Raw genomic sequence first — 19,165 nt, 5'->3', positions numbered from 1 at the left:
CCCGCGCTGGATGGGACAGGTCCAGTTTAGGGAGATTTCACCCGATCGGCCGCCTGTGGCCGGCCCCTCGGGGCGTCCTCCAGGGTTACTGGGGGCCGTACTTGCGGCCCGTACGCGACGACACCCCGCCCAGCAGTCCGCGCGGCGTCAGCTTCACCACGCCCATCAGCGCCTTGTACCGCGGGTCCGGGATCGACACCGTCTTCCCGCGGGCCAGGTCGGCCAGGGCCGCGGCCACCAGCTTGTCGGCGTCCAGCCACATCCAGCCGGGGATGTTGTCCGTGCCCATGCCGGCCCGCTGGTGGAACTCCGTCCGGACGAAGCCGGGGCACAGCGCCATCAGCCGCACCCCGGACCCGCCCAGGTCCCGCGCCGCCCCCTGGGTGAACTGCACGACCCAGGCCTTGCTCGCCCCGTACGTGCCGCGCGGTACGAAGGCGGCCACCGAGGCCACGTTGATCACGCCGCCGCGGCCGCGCGAGCGCATCGATTCCGTTGCCGCCGAGGTCAGCCGCAGGACCGCCTCGATGTGCACCTTCAGCATCGTCAGCTCGTCGGCCATGGAGACTTCGAGGTAGCGGCCCTTGTTGCCGAAGCCCGCGTTGTTGACCAGCAGGTCCACCGGGTGGGTGCGGTCGCCCAGGCGCTGCTCGACCGCCGCGATGCCCTCCTCCGTGGAGAGGTCGGCGGCCAGCACGTCGGCCTCGATGCCGTGCCGGTCGTGCAGCTCGGTGGCCTGCTCGCCGAGCCGCTTCGTGTCCCGTGCCACCAGCACCAGATTGTGCCCCTGGGCGGCCAGCCGCCGGGCGAAGGCGGCGCCGATGCCCGCCGTGGATCCCGTAATCAACGCAGTCGTCATAGGCGCAACCTAGCTTCCCGGGGTGACGGCGTTACCTCGCCCCGGCCCCCGCCCCGTACTTCTCCACGTACAGGCGAACCCGCTCGTGGGCCTCCGGCGCCATCGCCTCGCCCGCGGCCAGGGTGAGCGGCATCAGGGCCCGCTCGGTGGTGAAGGCGCGGAACCACAGCTGCACCGTCACGTCGTGGTCCGGCCGGTGGATGATCCGGATCGGGTCGCCGGGGGAGACCGAACCTTCCTCGATCACCCGCAGATACGCACCCGGCCGGGCCTCCTGGGTGAACCGCTTGACCCAGCCGGCCTCGCCCATGGCTCCCTGGAAGGTCCGGCACGGGATGCGGGCCGCGGCCACTTCGAGGACGACGTCGGCGCCGACCTGCCAGCGGTCGCCGATCCGCGCGGTGTTCAGGTCGATGCCGGAGGTGGTGAGGTTCTCGCCGAAGAGGCCTCCGGGCAGCTCGCGGCCCAGCTCGCGCTCCCACAGGTCCAGGTCCTCGCGGGCGTACGCGTAGACGGCCTGGTGGTCACCGCCGTGGTAGCGCCGGTCGCAGACGGTGTCACCCTCCAGGCCGCTGCCGAGGCCGGTGGACCTGGGGCCCGGGGCGGCGACGCGGACCGGTCCGGGGACGGGACGCTTGCCGATGCCCGTCACCCCGCCCTCCGCGTCCGTGTAGTCGACGGCCGTGGCGCGGCCGAGGTTCACAGAGATCAATTGCATGGAGCCCATGGGACCACGCTAACCGAGCCGTCTCAAAGCGGCATCGGGGTATTGGCGCAGGAATCAAAGTAGGGCTTATGCTCGAAGGGTGATCGAAGCACGCCATCTCCGGGTTCTGCGCGCCGTCGCCGGGACCGGGTCCTTCTCCGCCGCCGCCCGCGAGCTCGGCTGCACCCAGCCCGCTGTCTCCCAGCAGATGAAGGCGCTGGAGCAGTCGGCCGGCACCCCGCTGCTCATCCGCACCGGCCGCGAGATGCGGCTGACCCAGGCGGGCGAGGCCCTGGTCCGCCATGCCGCGGGGATCCTCGCCGGGCTGACCGCCGCCGAGGAGGAGGTCGCGGCCATCGCGGGGCTGCGCGCGGGCCGGGTCCGGCTCGTGTCCTTCCCCAGCGGCAGCTCCACGCTGGTGCCGACCGCGCTCGCGGCGATGCGCGCCGAGCACCCCGGGACCCGTATCTCGCTGGTCGAGGCGGAGCCGCCGCGCTCGGTGGAGATGCTGCGCGAGGGCGACTGCGACCTGGCGCTGGCCTTCCGTTACGGCGGGGCGTCCCATTCCGCCGCGGAGTGGGACGACCTCGTGGTGCGGCCGCTGCTGACCGACCGGCTCGTCGGGCTGGTCCCGGAGGGGCACCGGCTGGCCGGGGCGGAGCGCGTGGGCATGGCGGAGCTGGCGGACGAGCCCTGGATCGCGGGCTGTCCGCGCTGCCGCCGCCATCTGGTGGACGTGTGCGAGGGCGCGGGCTTCACCCCGCGCATCGACTTCGCCACCGACGACTACCCGGCGGTGGTCGGCCTGGTAGGCGCCGGGCTGGGCGTGGCGGTGCTGCCGGAGCTCGCGGTGGAGTCCGTCCGGGCCAAGGGTGTGAGCACGGTGGCGGTGGAGCCGGCCGTCGAGCGGGAGATCGTGGCGCTGACCCTGCCCGACCTGGCCCGGGTGCCGGCCGTGGCCGCGACCCTGGCCGAGCTGGAGCGGGCCGCCGCGCGCTGACCCGTGTCCGCGCGCTGACCCGTGTCCGCGCGCTGCCCCGCGTCCGCCCCCGGCGGCGGCCGGGGGCGCACACTTCGCAGGGCCTGGTACGGCCGAACGGGTGAAACACAGGCCGGGCGGCGACACGCCCGGGCGTGCTGGTGATTCGAAGAAACGTTCCTTCGGACGCTTCGTCGGCTCTCAGTTCGGCGCGATCGGTCCGATCGCACTCGATGCGGGGATCAGGCGATGCCGGGCGCGGCCCATCAGTTCCTCGCGCTCGTCCTCGGTGAGGCCGCCCCACACCCCGTAGGGCTCTCGGACGGCGAGTGCGTGCGCGGCGCATTCCGAACGCACCGGGCATCTCATGCAGACCTCTTTAGCCGAGGCCTCGCGCGCGCTCCTGGCCGCGCCCCGCTCGCCTTCCGGGTGGAAGAAGAGGGAGCTGTCGACCCCGCGGCAGGCGGCTAGCAGCTGCCAGTCCCAGAGGTCGGCGTTCGGTCCGGGGAGGCGGGAGAAATCTGCCATTGGTAGTCCCTCTTGGTGCCGGTACTGAGGCGGATACGGTCCATGTCTCCACACCTACTGTCGGAGTAGATGTAAATATGACTCATTGGGAATCTAGCCTCAGACACGTGCCAAACGGAAGGAAAGCCGCCAAATAGGGCATAGCTCCAGATGGAGGACAAGCAGCTCGTGGCTCCAGCGCCGTGATCGCTTCCTCACGTAGAGTGCTGAAGGTGTCCGTCCGACCCGTAACTCTTTCGAGTGACCATCGTTGAGAGTGCGAAGGCGGTTGAACCAATAAGTTCTCGGACAGGTGTCCGGGAGCATCGACCGCACAGGTGACGATACGTACCAGCCTGGAGGCTCAAGGTGACGCGCATCAGCAGCTGCGGAGGGCGGTCATGACATCCGTCCTCGTCTGCGACGACTCCCCGCTTGCCCGAGAGGCGCTCCGTCGCGCGGTTGCCACCGTGCCCGGCGTCGAGCGTGTGACGACGGCTGCCAACGGCGAGGAAGTCCTCCGCCGCTGGGGCGCCGACCGCTCCGACCTGATTCTGATGGATGTACGGATGCCCGGGCTGGGCGGTGTGGAGACGGTCCGTCGGCTGCTCTCGGCCGACCCCGGCGCCCGCATCATCATGCTGACGGTCGCCGAGGACCTGGACGGCGTGGCCCTCGCGGTCGCCGCCGGCGCCCGTGGATACCTGCACAAGGACGCTTCGCGCGCCGAACTGCGGGCCACGGTCACCCAGGCCCTCGCCGACCCGACCTGGCGACTGGCCCCGCGCCGGCTCCGCTCGGCCGAGATGGGCGCCGCGCCCACGCTCACCGCGCGCGAGATCCAGGTGCTGGAGGGCATGAGTCACGGCCGGTCCAACGCGGAGATCGGGCGCGAGCTCTTCCTCTCCGAGGACACGGTCAAGACGCACGCCCGCCGGCTGTTCAAGAAGCTCGGCGCCTCGGACCGGGCGCACGCCGTGGCACTCGGATTCCGCTGGGGTCTGGTCCGCTGACCTCCCGGTCGTGGCCGGGCCCGGCCCGGTCCGCCGCAGGCCGCGGATCGTCGAGAGCGGTCCCGTCCGCCACCCGCGGACGGGGCGGCGCGCCGCCCTCGACGGCGCTTGTTGTCGAGGGCATCCCTGCCCCCGCCGTACCCGGTGCGCACCCGGGGATTGGCGGGGCACAATCCGGGGGACGTCTCGCTTCGTGCGCGATGCCGCATCCTTGAGGGTGTGGAGTCTCTCGGGGACTATTCGGCCGAGCGGGAGGGGAGGGCGCAGATGATGAGTTCCGGCGCACCTGCTCATAACGCTTCGATGCACAACAAGGGCCATGGCGGCGCGGATGCTCCGGCGCCAAGGCACCATGGATTGATGCGCGACGACGAGGCCCTGGGGTCACCCGCGGCCACAGGCCCGACTGGCGCCGCCAAAGGCGGCAGTGCCGGGGGCGTCAGCGCGCTCGTACGCAGGGCGGTGGAGGGTGACGAGCAGGCCACGCACGACCTGCTCGCCTTCGTGCACCCCCTCGCGATCCGCTACTGCCGCACCCGGCTCTCGCGGTTGCCGGGTGACGCTCGTCACTTCGTGGAGGACCTGGCCCAGGAGGTCTGCGTCGCCGTCCTGATGGCGCTGCCGCGCTACCGGGACACCGGGCGCCCCTTCGAGGCCTTCGTCTTCGCGATCGCCGCACACAAGGTCGCCGACCTGCAGCGGGCCGCCATGCGGCACCCCGGCAGCACGGCCGTGCCCTCCGACGAGATGCCGGAGCGGCCCGACGACTCGCTGGGCCCGGAGGAGCGTGCGCTGCTCAGCAGCGACGCCGCCTGGGCCAAGAAGCTGCTCGCCAACCTTCCGGAGAACCAGCGCGAGCTCCTCGTGCTGCGTGTGGCCGTCGGGCTGACCGCGGAGGAGACCGGGCAGATGCTCGGCATGTCCCCGGGGGCCGTGCGCGTGGCCCAGCACCGCGCGCTCAGCCGGCTGCGGGCGCTCGCCGAGCAGTAGAGCGGCAGGCGGCCGGGCGGGCCCTCGCGGTCCGCCGGTCCGCCGGCCCATCGGTCCGTGCCGTCCCACCGCGCTCCGTGTGCGGGGCCGACAGGTCCGTGCGGGTCCGGGCGGGTCCGAAGCGGACCGTTCGGGTCCGCGTAGAACCACGCCGGTAGCTCGGAGTGGGCACCGGTCGCGGGCCGCAGTCGTAGGAAACGACGAAACTTCTGCTTGACCTTGGTCGTGGAATGAGACGCGTCGGGATCCCGTTAGCATGGACATCCGCGCTGAGCAAGACCATTTGGGAAGGTGTCATGACCGCCGACGGAGTGCCCGACAAATTCGCCACGCTCGGACTGACCTACGACGACGTGCTGCTGCTGCCGGGCGCGTCGGACATGTCGCCTGACGCGATCGACACCTCTTCCCTCATCTCGCGCAACGTGCGCGTGAACGTTCCCCTGCTGTCCGCCGCCATGGACAAGGTCACCGAGGCCCGCATGGCCATCGCCATGGCCCGTCAGGGCGGCGTCGGCGTGCTGCACCGCAACCTTTCCATCGCCGACCAGGCCAACCAGGTCGACCTGGTCAAGCGTTCCGAGTCCGGCATGGTCACCGACCCGATCACGGTGCACCCGGACGCGACGCTGCGCGAGGCCGACCAGCTCTGCGCGAAGTTCCGGATCTCCGGCGTCCCGGTCACCGACCCCGCCGGCAAGCTCCTCGGCATCGTCACCAACCGCGACATGGCCTTCGAGTCGGACCGCAGCCGCCAGGTGCGCGAGGTCATGACCCCGATGCCGCTGGTCACGGGCAAGGTCGGCATCTCGGGCGTGGACGCCATGGAGCTGCTGCGCCGCCACAAGATCGAGAAGCTTCCGCTGGTCGACGAGGCGGGCATCCTCAAGGGCCTCATCACGGTCAAGGACTTCGTCAAGGCCGAGAAGTACCCGAACGCCGCCAAGGACAAGGACGGCCGGCTCCTCGTCGGCGCGGCCGTCGGCGTCGCCGGCGACGCGTACGAGCGCGCCCAGGCCCTGATCGAGGCGGGCGCCGACTTCATCGTCGTCGACACCGCCCACGGTCACTCCCGCCTGGTCGGCGACATGGTCGCCAAGATCAAGTCCAACTCCACCGTCGACGTCATCGGCGGCAACGTCGCGACGCGTGACGGCGCCCAGGCGCTGATCGACGCCGGCTGCGACGGCATCAAGGTCGGCGTCGGCCCCGGCTCCATCTGCACCACCCGCGTCGTCGCCGGCATCGGTGTCCCGCAGGTCACGGCGATCTACGAGGCCGCGCTCGCCGCCAAGGCGGCCGGTGTCCCGGTCATCGGCGACGGCGGCCTCCAGTACTCCGGCGACATCGCCAAGGCCCTGGTCGCGGGCGCCGACACGGTGATGCTCGGCTCGCTGCTCGCGGGCTGCGAGGAGTCCCCGGGCGAGCTGCTCTTCATCAACGGCAAGCAGTTCAAGTCGTACCGCGGCATGGGTTCGCTCGGCGCGATGCAGTCCCGTGGAGAGCAGAAGTCCTTCTCCAAGGACCGCTACTTCCAGGAGGGCGTGGGCGGCGACGACAAGCTCATCCCCGAGGGCATCGAGGGCCAGGTCCCCTACCGCGGCCCGCTCTCCGCGGTGGTGCACCAGCTCGTCGGCGGCCTGCGCCAGTCGATGTTCTACGTCGGCGGCCGCACGGTCCCCGAGCTGCAGGACCGCGGCCGGTTCGTCCGGATCACCTCGGCGGGCCTCAAGGAGAGCCACCCGCACGACATCCAGATGACGGTCGAAGCACCGAACTACTCCCGCAAGGGCTGAACGGTATGAGCTGAGGGGGCGGGTCCATCGGGCCCGCCCCCTTCGCCGTGCCCGCGCGGGCGTCCGTACAGCGGTCAGCGGAACGCGGGCCCCCGGCATTCGGGGATACTGGACGGGCAGACCCAGAGGAAAGGCCACCACACGTGACTGAGATCGAGATCGGGCGCGGCAAGCGCGGCCGCAGGGCGTACGCGTTCGACGACATCGCCATCGTCCCGAGCCGGCGTACCCGGGACCCGAAGGAGGTCTCGATCGCCTGGCAGATCGACGCGTACCGCTTCGAGCTCCCCTTCCTGGCCGCCCCCATGGACTCGGTCGTCTCCCCGCAGACCGCCATCCGCATCGGTGAGCTCGGCGGCCTCGGCGTGCTGAACCTCGAAGGCCTGTGGACCCGGTACGAGGACCCGCAGCCGCTGCTCGACGAGATCACGGAGCTGGACGAGGACGCGGCCACCCGCCGCCTCCAGGAGATCTACTCCGCGCCGATCCAGGCCGACCTGATCCGGCAGCGCATCAAGGAGGTGCGCGACTCCGGTGTCGTCACCGCAGCCGCGCTCTCCCCGCAGCGCACGGCCGAGTTCTCCAAGGCCGTCGTCGACGCGGGCGTGGACATCTTCGTGATCCGCGGCACCACGGTGTCGGCGGAGCACGTGTCGGGCGCTGCAGAGCCGCTGAACCTCAAGCAGTTCATCTACGAGCTCGACGTCCCGGTCATCGTCGGCGGCTGCGCCACCTACACGGCGGCCCTGCACCTGATGCGCACCGGCGCGGCCGGTGTCCTCGTCGGCTTCGGCGGCGGCGCCGCGCACACCACGCGCAACGTGCTCGGCATCCAGGTCCCGATGGCGACCGCCGTCGCGGACGTGGCCGCGGCCCGCCGCGACTACATGGACGAGTCCGGCGGCCGCTACGTGCACGTCATCGCCGACGGCGGCGTGGGCTGGTCCGGCGACATCCCGAAGGCCGTCGCCTGTGGCGCGGACGCCGTGATGATGGGCTCCCCGCTGGCCCGTGCCACCGACGCGCCCGGCAAGGGCAACCACTGGGGCATGGAGGCCGTCCACGAGGACGTGCCGCGCGGCAAGAAGGTCGACCTCGGCACCGTGGGCACCACCGAGGAGATCCTCACCGGTCCCTCGCACACCCCGGACGGCTCGATGAACATCTTCGGCGCGCTGCGCCGCTCGATGGCCACCACCGGCTACAGCGAGCTCAAGGAGTTCCAGCGGGTCGAGGTCACGATCGCGGACTCGCAGCACAGCCGCTGATCCGGCCACACATGCCGAAGGGCCCGGCCCCCGAAACGGGGGCCGGGCCCTTCGGCATGTGCGGCCGGATCAGCCTTCGCCGCCGTCAGTGGCCGGCCTTCCGGGCCGTCTGGAAGGCGGCGTAGGCGCCGATCGCGAAGAAGAGGACCGAGATCGGGTCGAACGTGTCCACGTACGACCGGTGGACCTGGGCGATCTCGCTCGTGAGCAGCTCGGTCACCGGGACCGCGTAGTCCTTGGAGATGGCGATCGCCTCGGCCAGGACGTAGCCCGCGTAGACGCCGGCCAGCGTCAGGAGGGCGCTCACCGCCGGGAGGACGGGGTTGTTGCCGCCGAGGCGGACGGCGACGAGGGCGACGAGGAATCCGACACCGGCCGCCACGTAGCCGATCTGGTACTCGATCGCGCCCATGAGGCCGCCGTAGGCGGCGCCCGCGGCCAGGGCGGTGACGGCCGCCCCGAGGATCGCCAGGACGACGTTGCCGCCGCGGGCCGGAGCCGGTGCGGGAGCCGCGGTGTAGGAGTCGGGCGCGGGCGGCGTGAAGTTCTGGCTCATGGAAGATCCCCCCAGGGATATGCGCGCACAACTGTCCGTAGGGACGTATGTACGAGATAAGTGACGCCGCAGGCTAGCAGCAGCCCCGGACATCCGGTGGGGGGATTTTCCGGAGCTCAGAGGCGGTGGGCGGCGCCCACCGGGCTGGCGCCGCGGGTGTCCAGGAGCAGCTGGGCCTTCACGGCGAGACCCTGCAGGTCGTAGGTGCGGTGGTGCTGGAGCAGGATGGTCAGGTCCGCGTTCGCGGCGGCCTCGTAGAGCGACTCGGCGCGGGGGACCGGCTGGTCCCTGACCCGCCAGCCCGTGATGTACGGGTCGTGGTAGCTGATCAGCGCGCCGAGGTCGAGGAGGCGGCTGGCGATCTCGCGGGCCGGGGAGCCCTCCTGGTCGGCCAGGTCGGGCTTGTAGGTGACGCCGAGCAGCAGGACGCGGGCCCCGCGGGCGGATTTGCCGTGCTCGTTCAGCAGGGTGGCCGAGCGCTGGATGACGTACTGGGGCATCCGGTCGTTGATCTCCTGCGCCAGTCCGACCATGCGCAGCGGGTGGCCGGGGGTGCGCGTGGTGTGGGGGAGGTAGTTCGGGTCGAGGGGGACGCCGTGGCCGCCGACTCCCGGGCCGGGGCGGAAGGCCTGGAATCCGTACGGCTTGGTCTCGGCGCAGCGGATGACGTCCCACAGGTCGACGCCGAGGTCGTGGCAGAGCACCGCCATCTCGTTCATGAGGGCGATGTTGACGTGGCGGTAGTTCGTTTCGAGGAGCTGCACGGTCTCGGCCTCGCGCAGGCCGCGGGCGCGGACCACCTTCTCGGTGAGGCGGGCGTAGAAGGCGTGTGCGGACTCCGTGCAGGCGGGGGTGAGGCCGCCGATCACCTTGGGGGTGTTGGAGATGCCGTGGGTGCGGTTGCCCGGGTCGAGGCGGCTGGGGGAGTAGGCGAGGTGGAAGTCACGGCCCGCCCGCAGCCCGGAGCCGGCTTCGAGGACCGGGCGGAGGTAGTCCTCGGTGACGCCCGGGTGGGCGGCGGATTCGAGGATCACGGTGGTGTGGGGGCGCAGCCGGGCGGCGAGCGTGCGGCCGGCCTCGCCGACGGCGGAGAGGTCCAGCGCACGATCGGCGCCGAGCTGGGTGGGGGCGCAGATGACGGCCGTGCGGACCCGGCCGAGCTCGGCGGGGTTGGTGGTGACCCGAAAGCCGGCCGCCGACATGCGGCGGATCTCGGCGGCGGTGAGGGTGGAGTCCGTGACCGGACCGCTGTCGTAGCCGACCGTCTCGATTCCGGCGGCGACGGCCGCCTGGGCGAGTGGGAGGCCGAGATGGCCGAGTCCGATGACGGCGAGATCTGCGGGCATGGGGGTGCCGTCCCTTCCCTGACATGAGGGGGCTGCCGCGCAAGTTCTCCGGGGGGCAGGGGAGCTGGCGCAATGTCAGACTAGGCTTATATATGACAGATATGTCGCATTCCGGAGTGAACGCCACCGTTGTGTTGTCCACAGGCGGTGGCTGATGTGGGTGCGGGCGGTCAGAATCGTGGAACGGGGCATGTGAGCGGGATCTCATCCGCACCAACGGGAGGCAGCCGTGAGGACAGCGACACTGGGGCCGGTGCAGCGGGCCGAGGCCCTCACCCGGATGGCCGAGCGGGAACTGGACGTGCTGGTGGTGGGCGCGGGCGTGGTGGGCGCCGGCACCGCGCTCGACGCCGTGACGCGCGGCCTGTCGACCGGCCTGGTGGAGGCGCGGGACTGGGCCTCGGGCACCTCCAGCCGCTCCAGCAAGCTGATCCACGGCGGCCTGCGGTACCTGGAGATGCTCGACTTCGCCCTCGTGCGCGAGGCGCTGAAGGAGCGCGGGCTGCTGCTGGAGCGCCTGGCCCCGCACCTGGTGAAGCCGGTGCCCTTCCTGTACCCGCTGCAGCACAAGGGCTGGGAGCGGCTCTACGCCGGGGCGGGCGTCGCCCTGTACGACGCGATGTCGGTCTCCAGCGGCCACGGGCGCGGCCTGCCCGTGCACCGGCACCTGTCGCGGGGGCGCGCGCTGCGGGTGGCGCCGGCGCTCCGCAAGGACGCCCTGGTGGGGGCCTTGCAGTACTACGACGCCCAGATGGACGACGCGCGCTACGTCACCACGCTCGTGCGGACGGCCGCCGCGTACGGGGCGCACTGCGCCAATCGGGCGAGGGTCGTCGGCTTCCTGCGTGAGGGCGAACGGGTGGTCGGCGTGCGGGTGCGTGATGTGGAAGGGGGACGGGGAGCGACCGGGGAATACGAGATCCGCGCGAAGCAGGTCGTGAACGCGACGGGGGTGTGGACGGACGACACCCAGGCGCTGATCGGGGAGCGCGGCCAGTTCCATGTCCGGGCCTCGAAGGGCATCCATCTGGTCGTACCGAAGGACCGGATCCATTCGAGCAGCGGACTGATCCTGCGGACCGAGAAGTCGGTGCTCTTCGTCATCCCGTGGGGCCGCCACTGGATCGTGGGGACCACGGACACCGACTGGGACCTGGACAAGGCGCACCCGGCGGCGTCGAGCGCGGACATCGACTACCTGCTGGAGCACGTGAACTCGGTGCTGGCCGTGCCGCTCACGCGCGACGACGTCCAGGGGGTGTACGCGGGCCTGCGGCCGCTGCTGGCCGGGGAGTCGGACGCGACGAGCAAGCTGTCGCGCGAGCACACGGTCGCGCACCCGGTGCCGGGGCTGGTGGTGGTCGCCGGGGGCAAGTACACGACGTACCGGGTCATGGCGAAGGACGCGGTCGACGAGGCCGTGCACGGCCTGGACCAGCGGGTGGCGGAATGCGTGACGGAGGACGTGCCGCTGGTGGGGGCGGAGGGATACCGGGCGCTGTGGAACGGACGGGCGCGGATCGCGGCCCGGACGGGGCTTCATGTGGTGCGGGTGGAACACCTGTTGAACCGCTTCGGGTCGCTGACGGAGGAACTGCTGGACCTGATGGCCGCCGATCCGGGACTGCGTGAGCCGGTGTCCGGGGCGGACGACTACCTGCGGGCGGAAATCGTGTACGCGGCCTCGCACGAGGGGGCCCGGCACCTGGACGACGTACTGACGCGACGCACACGCATCTCGATCGAGACCTTCGACCGGGGGACGCGGTCGGCGCGCGAGTGCGCGGAGTTGATGGCTCCGGTTCTGGGGTGGGACAAGCAGCAGATCGAGAAGGAAGTGGAGCACTACGAGAAGCGGGTCCAGGCGGAGCGGGAATCGCAGCGCCAGCCGGACGACCAGACGGCGGACGCGGCGCGGCTGGGCGCGCCCGACATCGTTCCGTTGTAACTCCGGGATGCGGAAGGGGGAACCGCGGACCCGGGGCGCCCGTCCGTTGCGGAGTGAGGAAGAATGAGGGTTCTGCCGGGGCGGGTTACCACGGGCCCCGGCCGCCGGGTCGCTCAGCCGCTGGGGCAGGCGGAGCAGCGGCACGATCGCAGAGGGGACGCATGTCGAAGCCGGAGCACACCGAGTCGCCTGCCGGGTCGCCTGCGGCGAAGCCCAGCAGTGAGAAGTCTGGGGCTGGCGCCGCGGCTTCGGCTGTGGGGTCGCCTGCGGCGAAGCCCGGCAGCGGGAAGCCTGCGGCTGCGCCCGCGAAGGCCGAGCCCGCCACGGACGCTGCGCCTGCGGCGAAGCCGGCCGAGGGCGAGCCTGCGGACGCTGCGCCGGCGGACGCGAAGCCCGTGCCGAGCCGGCTCGCGGGGTCGCCTGCGGCGAAGGCGCGCAGTGAGGAGTCCGCGGCCGGCGCCGAGGACCCGGCGGAGCCCGGCGGTGAGAAGTCTGAGGCCGGTACCGCGGTTTCGGATGCGCCTGCGAGGCCGCTCGTAGCCGACGCCGCTCCTGAGACGAAGCCCGGGCACTCCGGCGCTGCCGGGGCGCCTTCGGCGAAGCCCGCCGAGAGCAAGCCGGCTGACGCCGTGCCCGGGGCGAAGCCCGTGCTGAGCAAGGCCGCGGTGACGCCTGCCCCGAAGTCCGGCGATGAGAAGTCCGCGGCCGCGAAGCCCGGGTCGGGCAAGGCGGCCGGGGCGGCTGCGGCCGAGCCTGCGGCGAAACCCAATCCCGTCGTCGAGAAGGCCGACGCCATGGCCGCCGCTGTCAAGGCCGCCGCGGCCAAGGCAGCCGGGAACGGGCAGGACGAGGGACGGCTGCTGGCCGGGCGGTACCGGCTGGGAGCCGTGCTCGGCAAGGGCGGGATGGGTACCGTCTGGCGGGCCCAGGACGAGACCCTGGGCCGGACCGTCGCCGTCAAGGAGCTCCGCTTCAGCACCGGGGTCGACGAGGACGAGAAGCGACGCCTCATCACCCGTACCCTCCGCGAGGCCAAGGCAATTGCCCGGATCCGCAGCGGCGGCGCCGTCACCGTCTACGACGTCGTCGACGAGGACGGCCGCCCGTGGATCGTCATGGAGCTCATCGAGGGCCCCTCGCTCGCGGAGTTCATACGGGAGAACGGCCCCCTCACCCCGCACCGCGCGGCCGAGGTCGGCCTCGCGGTGCTCGACGTGCTGCGCGCTGCGCACGGCCAGGGCATCCTGCACCGCGACGTGAAGCCCTCGAACGTGCTCATCGCCGGCAACGGCCGTGTCGTCCTCACCGACTTCGGCATCGCGCAGGTCGAGGGCGACCCCTCCGTCACCTCCACCGGCATGCTCGTCGGCGCCCCCTCCTACATCTCCCCCGAGCGCGCCCGCGGCCACAAGCCCGGCCCGCCCGCCGACATGTGGTCGCTCGGCGGTCTGCTGTACGCCTCCGTCGAGGGAGTGCCCCCGTACGACAAGGGATCCGCGCTCGCCACGCTCACCGCGGTGATGACCGAGCCGGTGGACCCGCCGAAGAACGCCGGTCCGCTGACCGAGGTCATCTACGGCCTGCTCGCCAAGGACCCGACCCACCGGCTCGACGAAGCCCGCACCCAGGCGATGCTGAGTGCCGTCCTCGCGGCGCCCGAGCCCGTGCCCGCCCCCGTGGCGGCCCCGGCGGCCGAGGAGACCCGGCAGATATCGCTGGCCGACGCCAAGCAGGCCGTGGAGAAGGCCGCCGCGGACAAGGCGGAGAAGGCGGCCGAGCGGGCGGCGAAGAAGGAACGCGAGCGGCGCGACCGCGAGCAGCGCGAACGCGCCCGCGCCGCGCTGAAGGCTGCCCGCAAGGCGGCGACGGCCGCGGCCGCCACCACGGCCGTCTCCGCCTCGGAGCCGCCGAAGTCCAAGCCGTCCCCCGTCAAGGCTCCGCTCACGGACGTCATGCAGCGCCGCACCATCGTGCTCGCGGCGACGGCCCTGGTCGTGGTCCTGGCGGTCGTCGGCTCGCTCATCGCCTACGCCTTCAGCGGCGACGACGACAAGGGCACCAAGAACGAGAGCAAGGGCGACGGCAAGCCCACTCCGGCGGCCTCGGCCCCGAAGGACCCGGGCAGCGGCGGCGCCAGCGGCAGCGGCGGGACCGGGGAGACCTCTCCGAAGCCTTCGGGGAACACGGGGGAGACGGCGGGCAGCGGCAGCGCCGGTACCGGCGCCGCCACCGGCGGTCAGCCGGGCCAGGGTCAGCAGTCCCCGGGCGCGGGCCAGGGCGCCACGTCCGGCGGGGCCGGGGGCGCACTCCCGGCGGGATACGCCATGATCCAGGAGTTCGGGTTCCACTTCTCGATGGCGATGCCCGAGGGCTTCAAGCAGATCGCCATAGCCGGCGACAACTCCGGCGGCATCTACGCCCGTGAAAGCGGCGGTTTCCCCAGGATCCAGGTCGACTACACCAGCAAGCCGGGCGACGACGCGCGCCTCGCCTGGGTCAAGTCGGTTCCCGGCGTCGCCAGCGACAGCAAGGGATACCACCAGATCCGGATCGACCTGGTCGACTACCGGGGCTACCCGACCGTCGCGGACTGGGAGTTCGAGCGGGAGCAGAAGGGCATCAAGGTCCGCGTGCTCAACCGCGGCTTCAAGCTGGACGCGACGCACGGCTACGCGATCATGATCAGCTGCGCCGCCGACCAGTGGGACGGCCCCGAGTGCACCCAGATGCGCAACGTCGCCTTCGAGACCTTCCAGCCGCTCGGCTGACCTCGGGACGCGGGCGGCCCTGGCGACGTATCGTGTCGGAGGGGCCATGGGGAGCCCGCCGCACTCGGGGGAGGCGATGTGGAGGAGTACGCGGGCCGGATCCTGGCCGGCCGCTACCGCCTGCCCCTGCCGCCGTCCGACGAGTACGAACTGATAGAGACCCGCGCCTTCGACACACGCAGCGGGCAGGAAGTCCTGGTACGGCAGGTGCCGTTGCCGGAGGTCGTGGACGCGGAGCTGCTGGACGGGCCGCGGGCCGTCCCGGCGGCGCGCCGCTCGCCCGCCGATCTGCCGGCCGTGCGCCGTGCCATCGAGGCGGCGCAGGCCGCGGCTTCCATCCCGGACCATCCGCGGCTGGACCAGGTCTTCGACGTGTTCGCCGAGGGCGAGTCGCTGTGGATAGTGAGCGAACTGGTCCCCGCCCGGCCGCTGGCCGCGCTGATAGCCGATGAACCGCTGAGCCCCTACCGGGCCGCCGAGGTGGCGTCGGACGTGCTGACCGCGCTGCGGGTGCTGCACGCGCACGGCTGGACGCACCGGAACATCACCGTCCGGACGGTGTTGGTGTGCGAGGACGGGCGCGTCGTGCTGACGGGCCTCGCGGCCGGCGCGGCGGAGGAGGCCCTGTGCGGGTACGACCCCGTCCCGAGCGCGGAGGACACCGGCGGCGGAGGAGCGGGATGGGGTACCGCCACCGCCACCGCCACCACCCAGGCTCCATCTCCGGCTCCGGCTCCGGCTCAAGTCGCCGTCCCTGTCCCGACTCCGCCGCCCGTCGCAGCTCCGGATCCGGCCCCTGATCCGGTCCCGGACCCGACCCCGGCCACCGCAGGTCCGGTGGACGTCGCGTACGCGCCGCTCGTGGCCCCCGGATACGACACCGGGCCGCGGTACACCGACCACATCACCCCCGGCCGTCCGCAGGACCGCCCCGACGTCCAGGCCGCCGCGCGGGCCGGGGTCGTCGCCGCCTACCGGGCCGGGGCGCGGGCCGCCGCCGCCCGGGTGATCGAGGAGCGCAGGGGCGGGGCTGCGGCCGAGATCGAGGCCGGTGCGCCGCCGGAGCGCCGCCCCGAGGGGTCGACCCTCCCGCAGGGGTACTCGTACCCGTACGGCGGCCCGGAGACCGGCGGCGCCGCCCCCTGGCACGGCGCGACCCCCCGCCGGGCGGAGCTTCCCGCGTCCGCGCCCGCCCCGGGGCCGGAGCCCGTACCCGATCCCGAGCCCGTACCCCATCCGGAGCCGGAGCCGGAGCCGGAGCCCGGGCAGGCGCAGCCCGAGCGGCCCGCCCTGCCCGCCCAACTCGCCCTCCCCCAGGGCTACCGGCAGGCCGACACCCCGGCCCCGGCCGCCCCCGAGCGGCCGCAGCCCACCGGCAACGGCTGGTCCGGGCCGCGGACCGGCCTGGACGCCGAGCGCGCGCGGCAGACCCGGATGGCCGTCGTCGGGGCCGTCACCGAGCGGTGGGCCCCCGAGCAGGCCGGCCCCGTGCACGGGCACTGGCAGCTCGCTGCCCCCGTCGGGCCCGCCACCGACCTCTGGGCGCTCGGCGCGCTGCTCTACCGCGCGGTGCAGGGGCATGCCCCGTACCCGGAGGACAACGCCGCCGAACTGGTCGAGATGGTCTGCGCGGAGCCGCCCGCCTTCGCCGAGGAGTGCGGCGCGCTGCGCCCGATCGTGGAGTCGCTGCTGCGCCAGGACCCCACCGAGCGGCCCGACTTCGAGGAGCTCCGCGGCTGGCTGCGGTCGCTCGTACGGTCCGCGCCCGAGCCGGACGCCGGGTTCGGGGCGCTTCCGATGCCGGAACCGGATCCGGCGCGGCTGCCCGTCGTACGCCGCCGCGGCGAGGTCCACGGGCGCCACCGCAACCCCGCGGGCCCCCGTAGGCCGCGCGCCCTCGGGCGGACCCTGCTCGTCGGGATCCTGGTCCTCCTCGCCGGCGGGGTGGCGTACGCGATGCTGTTCCTGCCCCGGGCGGCCGACCAGGAGCCCGCGGGCGCTTCCCAGGGCGGCACCGCGCAGGCGCCGGCGAAGCCGAGCCCCTCCCAGGTCCCTTCGGGCACGCCCGAGTCCAAGCCCGCCCCGCAGACGACGGCGCCCGCCGAATCACCGGCCGCTCCGGCCCCCGCCCCGGCCGGTTACACCACCCAACAGGACCCGGAGCACTTCGAGATCGCGGTGCCCGACGGCTGGGAGCGCCGCGGGATCAACGAGTCCGGTCAGGTCCGTTACACCGACGGCCAGTTCGTGCTGACCGTCGTCCCCGGCCGCGACAAGGTCCAGGGCAATCCGGATCCGGCGGCGTACCAGAAGGACAAGGAGCCGGAGCTGACCCCGTACCGGACGTCCACCTGGTCGACCGTCGGTGATGTGAAGACCACCAAGGTGGGCCAGCAACTGCGTGCGACGGGCCGGTACACGTGGATCGACGGGACCGGCCGCAACGTCTTCGCCCGCAACTTCGTCGTGGCGCTCGGAGGCAGCTACCACGTCGTCCTGGTCACCGGTCCGGAGGACGAGCAGTCCAAGGTCACCGAGGTCTTCGAGAAGGCCACGGCGAGTTACAAGGCGGGCGGTTGAACGGATACTGACGGTTGATCAGTACGGCGATTGCGTCACAGTGCCGCCTTTCGGCGCCCGGGCGGTTCCGGCAGCCCCTCCGGGCTCCGTAATCTGGCCTGAGGTGCAGAGAGCGGCGGGATTTCGTGGAACAGCAGACAGGTGGGGGCGCCGTGCTGGCGGGCCGGTACCGGCTCGTCGAGCCGATCGGCCGGGGCGGCATGGGCAAAGTGTGGCGCGCGCATGACGAGCTGCTCCACAGGACCGTCGCCGTCAAGGAACTGACGGCGGGTCTGTACGTCGCCCAGGCCGACCGGGACGTCATGCACGCCCGGACGCAGAAGGAGGCCCGGGCCGCGGCCCGGATCCAGCACCCGGCGGTCGTCACCGTCCACGACGTCCTGGAGCACGACGACCGGCCGTGGATCGTCATGGAGTACATCGACGGGCCCTCCCTCGCGGACGCGGCCAAGGCGGCCGGGCGGATCGAGCCCCGTGAGGCGGCCCGGATCGGCCTGCACGTGCTGGGCGCGCTGCGCGCCGCGCACGCGGTCGGCGTACTGCACCGTGACGTGAAGCCGGGCAACGTGCTGCTCGCCAAGGACGGCCGGGTGCTGCTCACGGACTTCGGGATCGCCGCGATCGAGGGCGACTCGTCGATCACGCGCACCGGCGAGATCGTGGGCTCCATCGACTACCTGGCGCCCGAGCGGGTCACCGGTGGCATCCCCGACCCGTCCTCCGACCTGTGGTCGCTGGGTGCCACCCTCTACACGGCGGTGGAGGCCCGTTCGCCGTTCCGCCGTACGTCGCCCATCTCCAGCCTGCAGGCCGTGGTCAACGACGAGCCGCCGGCGCTGCGCCAGGCCGGGGCGCTCGGGCCGGTCATCACGGCCCTGCTGCGCAAGGATCCGACGGAGCGCCCCTCGGCCGAGGAGGCCGAGCGGATGCTGCTGGAGGCGATGGAGGGCCGCGAGCCGAAGGCCGCGCAGGCGTACGTGCCCACGCGTGCGGTGACCCCGGAGGAACTGGCCCCGGCGCAGGAACGATCCGAGGTGCCGGCTCCGCCGGGGGACGTCGCGCAGACGACCGCGCCGGCGGAGCAGCCCGCGGTCTCCGGGGCGGTGCCCGCGGCCGCGCCCGCCGACCGGGACGGCGGCCGGCTCAGGCGCGCCGCGGTGGTGGCCCTGGTGGCCGCGCTGCTCGGCGGCGGCGGTGTGTTCGGGGTGCTCAAGTACAACGCGGACTCGGGGACGGAGGGTGATCCGGACCGGGTCGCGAGCTCGACGGCCGGGCAGTCGGGCGACGACGGGAAGGCGCAGGCGGCGCCCCCTCCGGCCGGCTACAACAAGGTCACCGATCCCATCGCCGGTTTCACGCTGTTCGTCCCGGAGGGCTGGACGCGCAAGGCGAACGGTGACCAGATCGACTACACCCCGGACGACGGGAAGCACTTCATCCGGATCGCCTCCGATGCCACCCCGGACTACAAGGACCCGTACGCGCACCTCCTCGACCTGGAGACGCAGGTGTCCAAGCGGACGGACTACAAGAAGGTGCGGCTGAACCAGAACACCTTCCGGGACAGCACCCGGGCCGCGCTCTGGGACTTCACCTATACGGAGAAGCAGAACCACCCGGGCCCGCGCCGCGCCAAGGAGCAGATGTACATCGCGCCGGACGGCACGGAGTACGCGATCTACATCTCCAGCCCGGTCGCGAGCTGGGCCACGACCGAGCAGCAGTTCGACATCGTGCTCAGCGGCTGGGAGCCGCCCGCCAAGAAGCCCTGATCCGCCCTGATTCCGGCACCCTGCCAGCAATCGCTGGCGGAAATGGCAAAATCCGGTTACCGGCGGGTACCCAAAGG

Annotated in this window: 14 protein-coding genes; 9 read left to right on the top strand and 5 right to left on the bottom strand. The window is 72.4% G+C overall.

The features are described 5' to 3' along the window. Window positions 1-85: 85 nt before the first annotated feature. Both KO717_RS14660 and KO717_RS14655 read right to left on the bottom strand, forming a co-directional pair. A complete protein-coding gene (locus KO717_RS14660; RefSeq protein ID WP_301367565.1) occupies window positions 86-859 on the bottom strand; it encodes an SDR family NAD(P)-dependent oxidoreductase in 774 nt (257 codons plus the stop codon). 31 nt (window positions 860-890) lie between these two features. Beyond that, window positions 891-1,577 carry an MOSC domain-containing protein gene (locus KO717_RS14655; RefSeq protein ID WP_301367564.1) on the bottom strand — a complete coding sequence of 229 codons (687 nt, stop codon included), beginning with the start codon at window positions 1,575-1,577 and terminating at the stop codon, window positions 891-893. 88 nt (window positions 1,578-1,665) lie between these two features. On the opposite strand from KO717_RS14655, the gene KO717_RS14650 reads away from it, so the two are divergent. Further along, the gene (locus KO717_RS14650; protein WP_301367563.1) at window positions 1,666-2,565 is read left to right on the top strand and encodes a LysR family transcriptional regulator; all 900 of its coding nucleotides are present in this window, start codon (window positions 1,666-1,668) and stop codon (window positions 2,563-2,565) included. Between the two features lie 180 nt (window positions 2,566-2,745). On the opposite strand, the gene KO717_RS14645 is transcribed toward KO717_RS14650, so the two are convergent. After that, entirely contained in the window at window positions 2,746-3,072 is a 327-nt protein-coding gene (locus tag KO717_RS14645) for a WhiB family transcriptional regulator (protein ID WP_030011164.1), read from the bottom strand. A gap of 380 nt (window positions 3,073-3,452) precedes the next feature. On the opposite strand from KO717_RS14645, the gene KO717_RS14640 reads away from it, so the two are divergent. The 4 genes from KO717_RS14640 to KO717_RS14625 all read left to right on the top strand — a co-directional run bounded on the left by KO717_RS14640 (window position 3,453) and on the right by KO717_RS14625 (window position 8,118). Then, the gene (locus KO717_RS14640) at window positions 3,453-4,064 is read left to right on the top strand and encodes a response regulator transcription factor (protein WP_003948568.1); all 612 of its coding nucleotides are present in this window, start codon (window positions 3,453-3,455) and stop codon (window positions 4,062-4,064) included. A gap of 360 nt (window positions 4,065-4,424) precedes the next feature. After that, a complete protein-coding gene (locus tag KO717_RS14635; protein ID WP_030389108.1) occupies window positions 4,425-5,054 on the top strand; it encodes a sigma-70 family RNA polymerase sigma factor in 630 nt (209 codons plus the stop codon). Window positions 5,055-5,350: 296 nt separating this feature from the next. Next, entirely contained in the window at window positions 5,351-6,850 is a 1,500-nt protein-coding gene (gene guaB / locus KO717_RS14630) for an IMP dehydrogenase (protein ID WP_301367129.1), read from the top strand. Window positions 6,851-6,993: 143 nt separating this feature from the next. Continuing rightward, window positions 6,994-8,118, top strand: a complete 1,125-nt coding sequence (locus KO717_RS14625; RefSeq protein ID WP_189733282.1) for a GuaB3 family IMP dehydrogenase-related protein — start codon at window positions 6,994-6,996, stop codon at window positions 8,116-8,118. Window positions 8,119-8,203: 85 nt separating this feature from the next. Here KO717_RS14625 and KO717_RS14620 read toward each other — a convergent pair whose 3' ends face one another. Continuing rightward, entirely contained in the window at window positions 8,204-8,674 is a 471-nt protein-coding gene (locus KO717_RS14620; protein ID WP_301367128.1) for a hypothetical protein, read from the bottom strand. Window positions 8,675-8,790: 116 nt separating this feature from the next. Continuing rightward, window positions 8,791-10,020 carry a nucleotide sugar dehydrogenase gene (locus KO717_RS14615; protein WP_301367127.1) on the bottom strand — a complete coding sequence of 410 codons (1,230 nt, stop codon included), beginning with the start codon at window positions 10,018-10,020 and terminating at the stop codon, window positions 8,791-8,793. Between the two features lie 229 nt (window positions 10,021-10,249). On the opposite strand from KO717_RS14615, the gene KO717_RS14610 reads away from it, so the two are divergent. From KO717_RS14610 to KO717_RS14595, 4 genes are all read left to right on the top strand, one after another. After that, on the top strand, window positions 10,250-11,968 hold the full coding sequence (locus KO717_RS14610; RefSeq protein ID WP_301367126.1) for a glycerol-3-phosphate dehydrogenase/oxidase: 1,719 nt from the start codon (window positions 10,250-10,252) through the stop codon (window positions 11,966-11,968). A 647-nt stretch (window positions 11,969-12,615) separates the two neighbouring features. Continuing rightward, window positions 12,616-14,736: a serine/threonine-protein kinase gene (locus KO717_RS14605; protein WP_301367125.1), complete on the top strand. Its 2,121-nt coding sequence runs from the start codon at window positions 12,616-12,618 to the stop codon at window positions 14,734-14,736. A gap of 78 nt (window positions 14,737-14,814) precedes the next feature. Continuing rightward, window positions 14,815-17,316 (top strand): protein kinase, encoded by a 2,502-nt coding sequence (locus KO717_RS14600; RefSeq protein WP_301367124.1) that lies wholly within the window; start codon window positions 14,815-14,817, stop codon window positions 17,314-17,316. Window positions 17,317-17,441: 125 nt separating this feature from the next. Beyond that, window positions 17,442-19,088, top strand: coding sequence for a serine/threonine-protein kinase (locus tag KO717_RS14595; protein ID WP_301367123.1), 1,647 nt, complete (start codon window positions 17,442-17,444; stop codon window positions 19,086-19,088). The last annotated feature ends 77 nt before the right edge of the window (window positions 19,089-19,165 follow it).

Origin of the sequence: Streptomyces xanthophaeus (assembly GCF_030440515.1) — a bacterium.
Taxonomy (GTDB): domain Bacteria; phylum Actinomycetota; class Actinomycetes; order Streptomycetales; family Streptomycetaceae; genus Streptomyces; species Streptomyces kutzneri.
The sequence above is the reverse complement of the archived record's forward strand: the minus strand, read 5'-3'. Positions and strand labels throughout refer to the sequence as shown.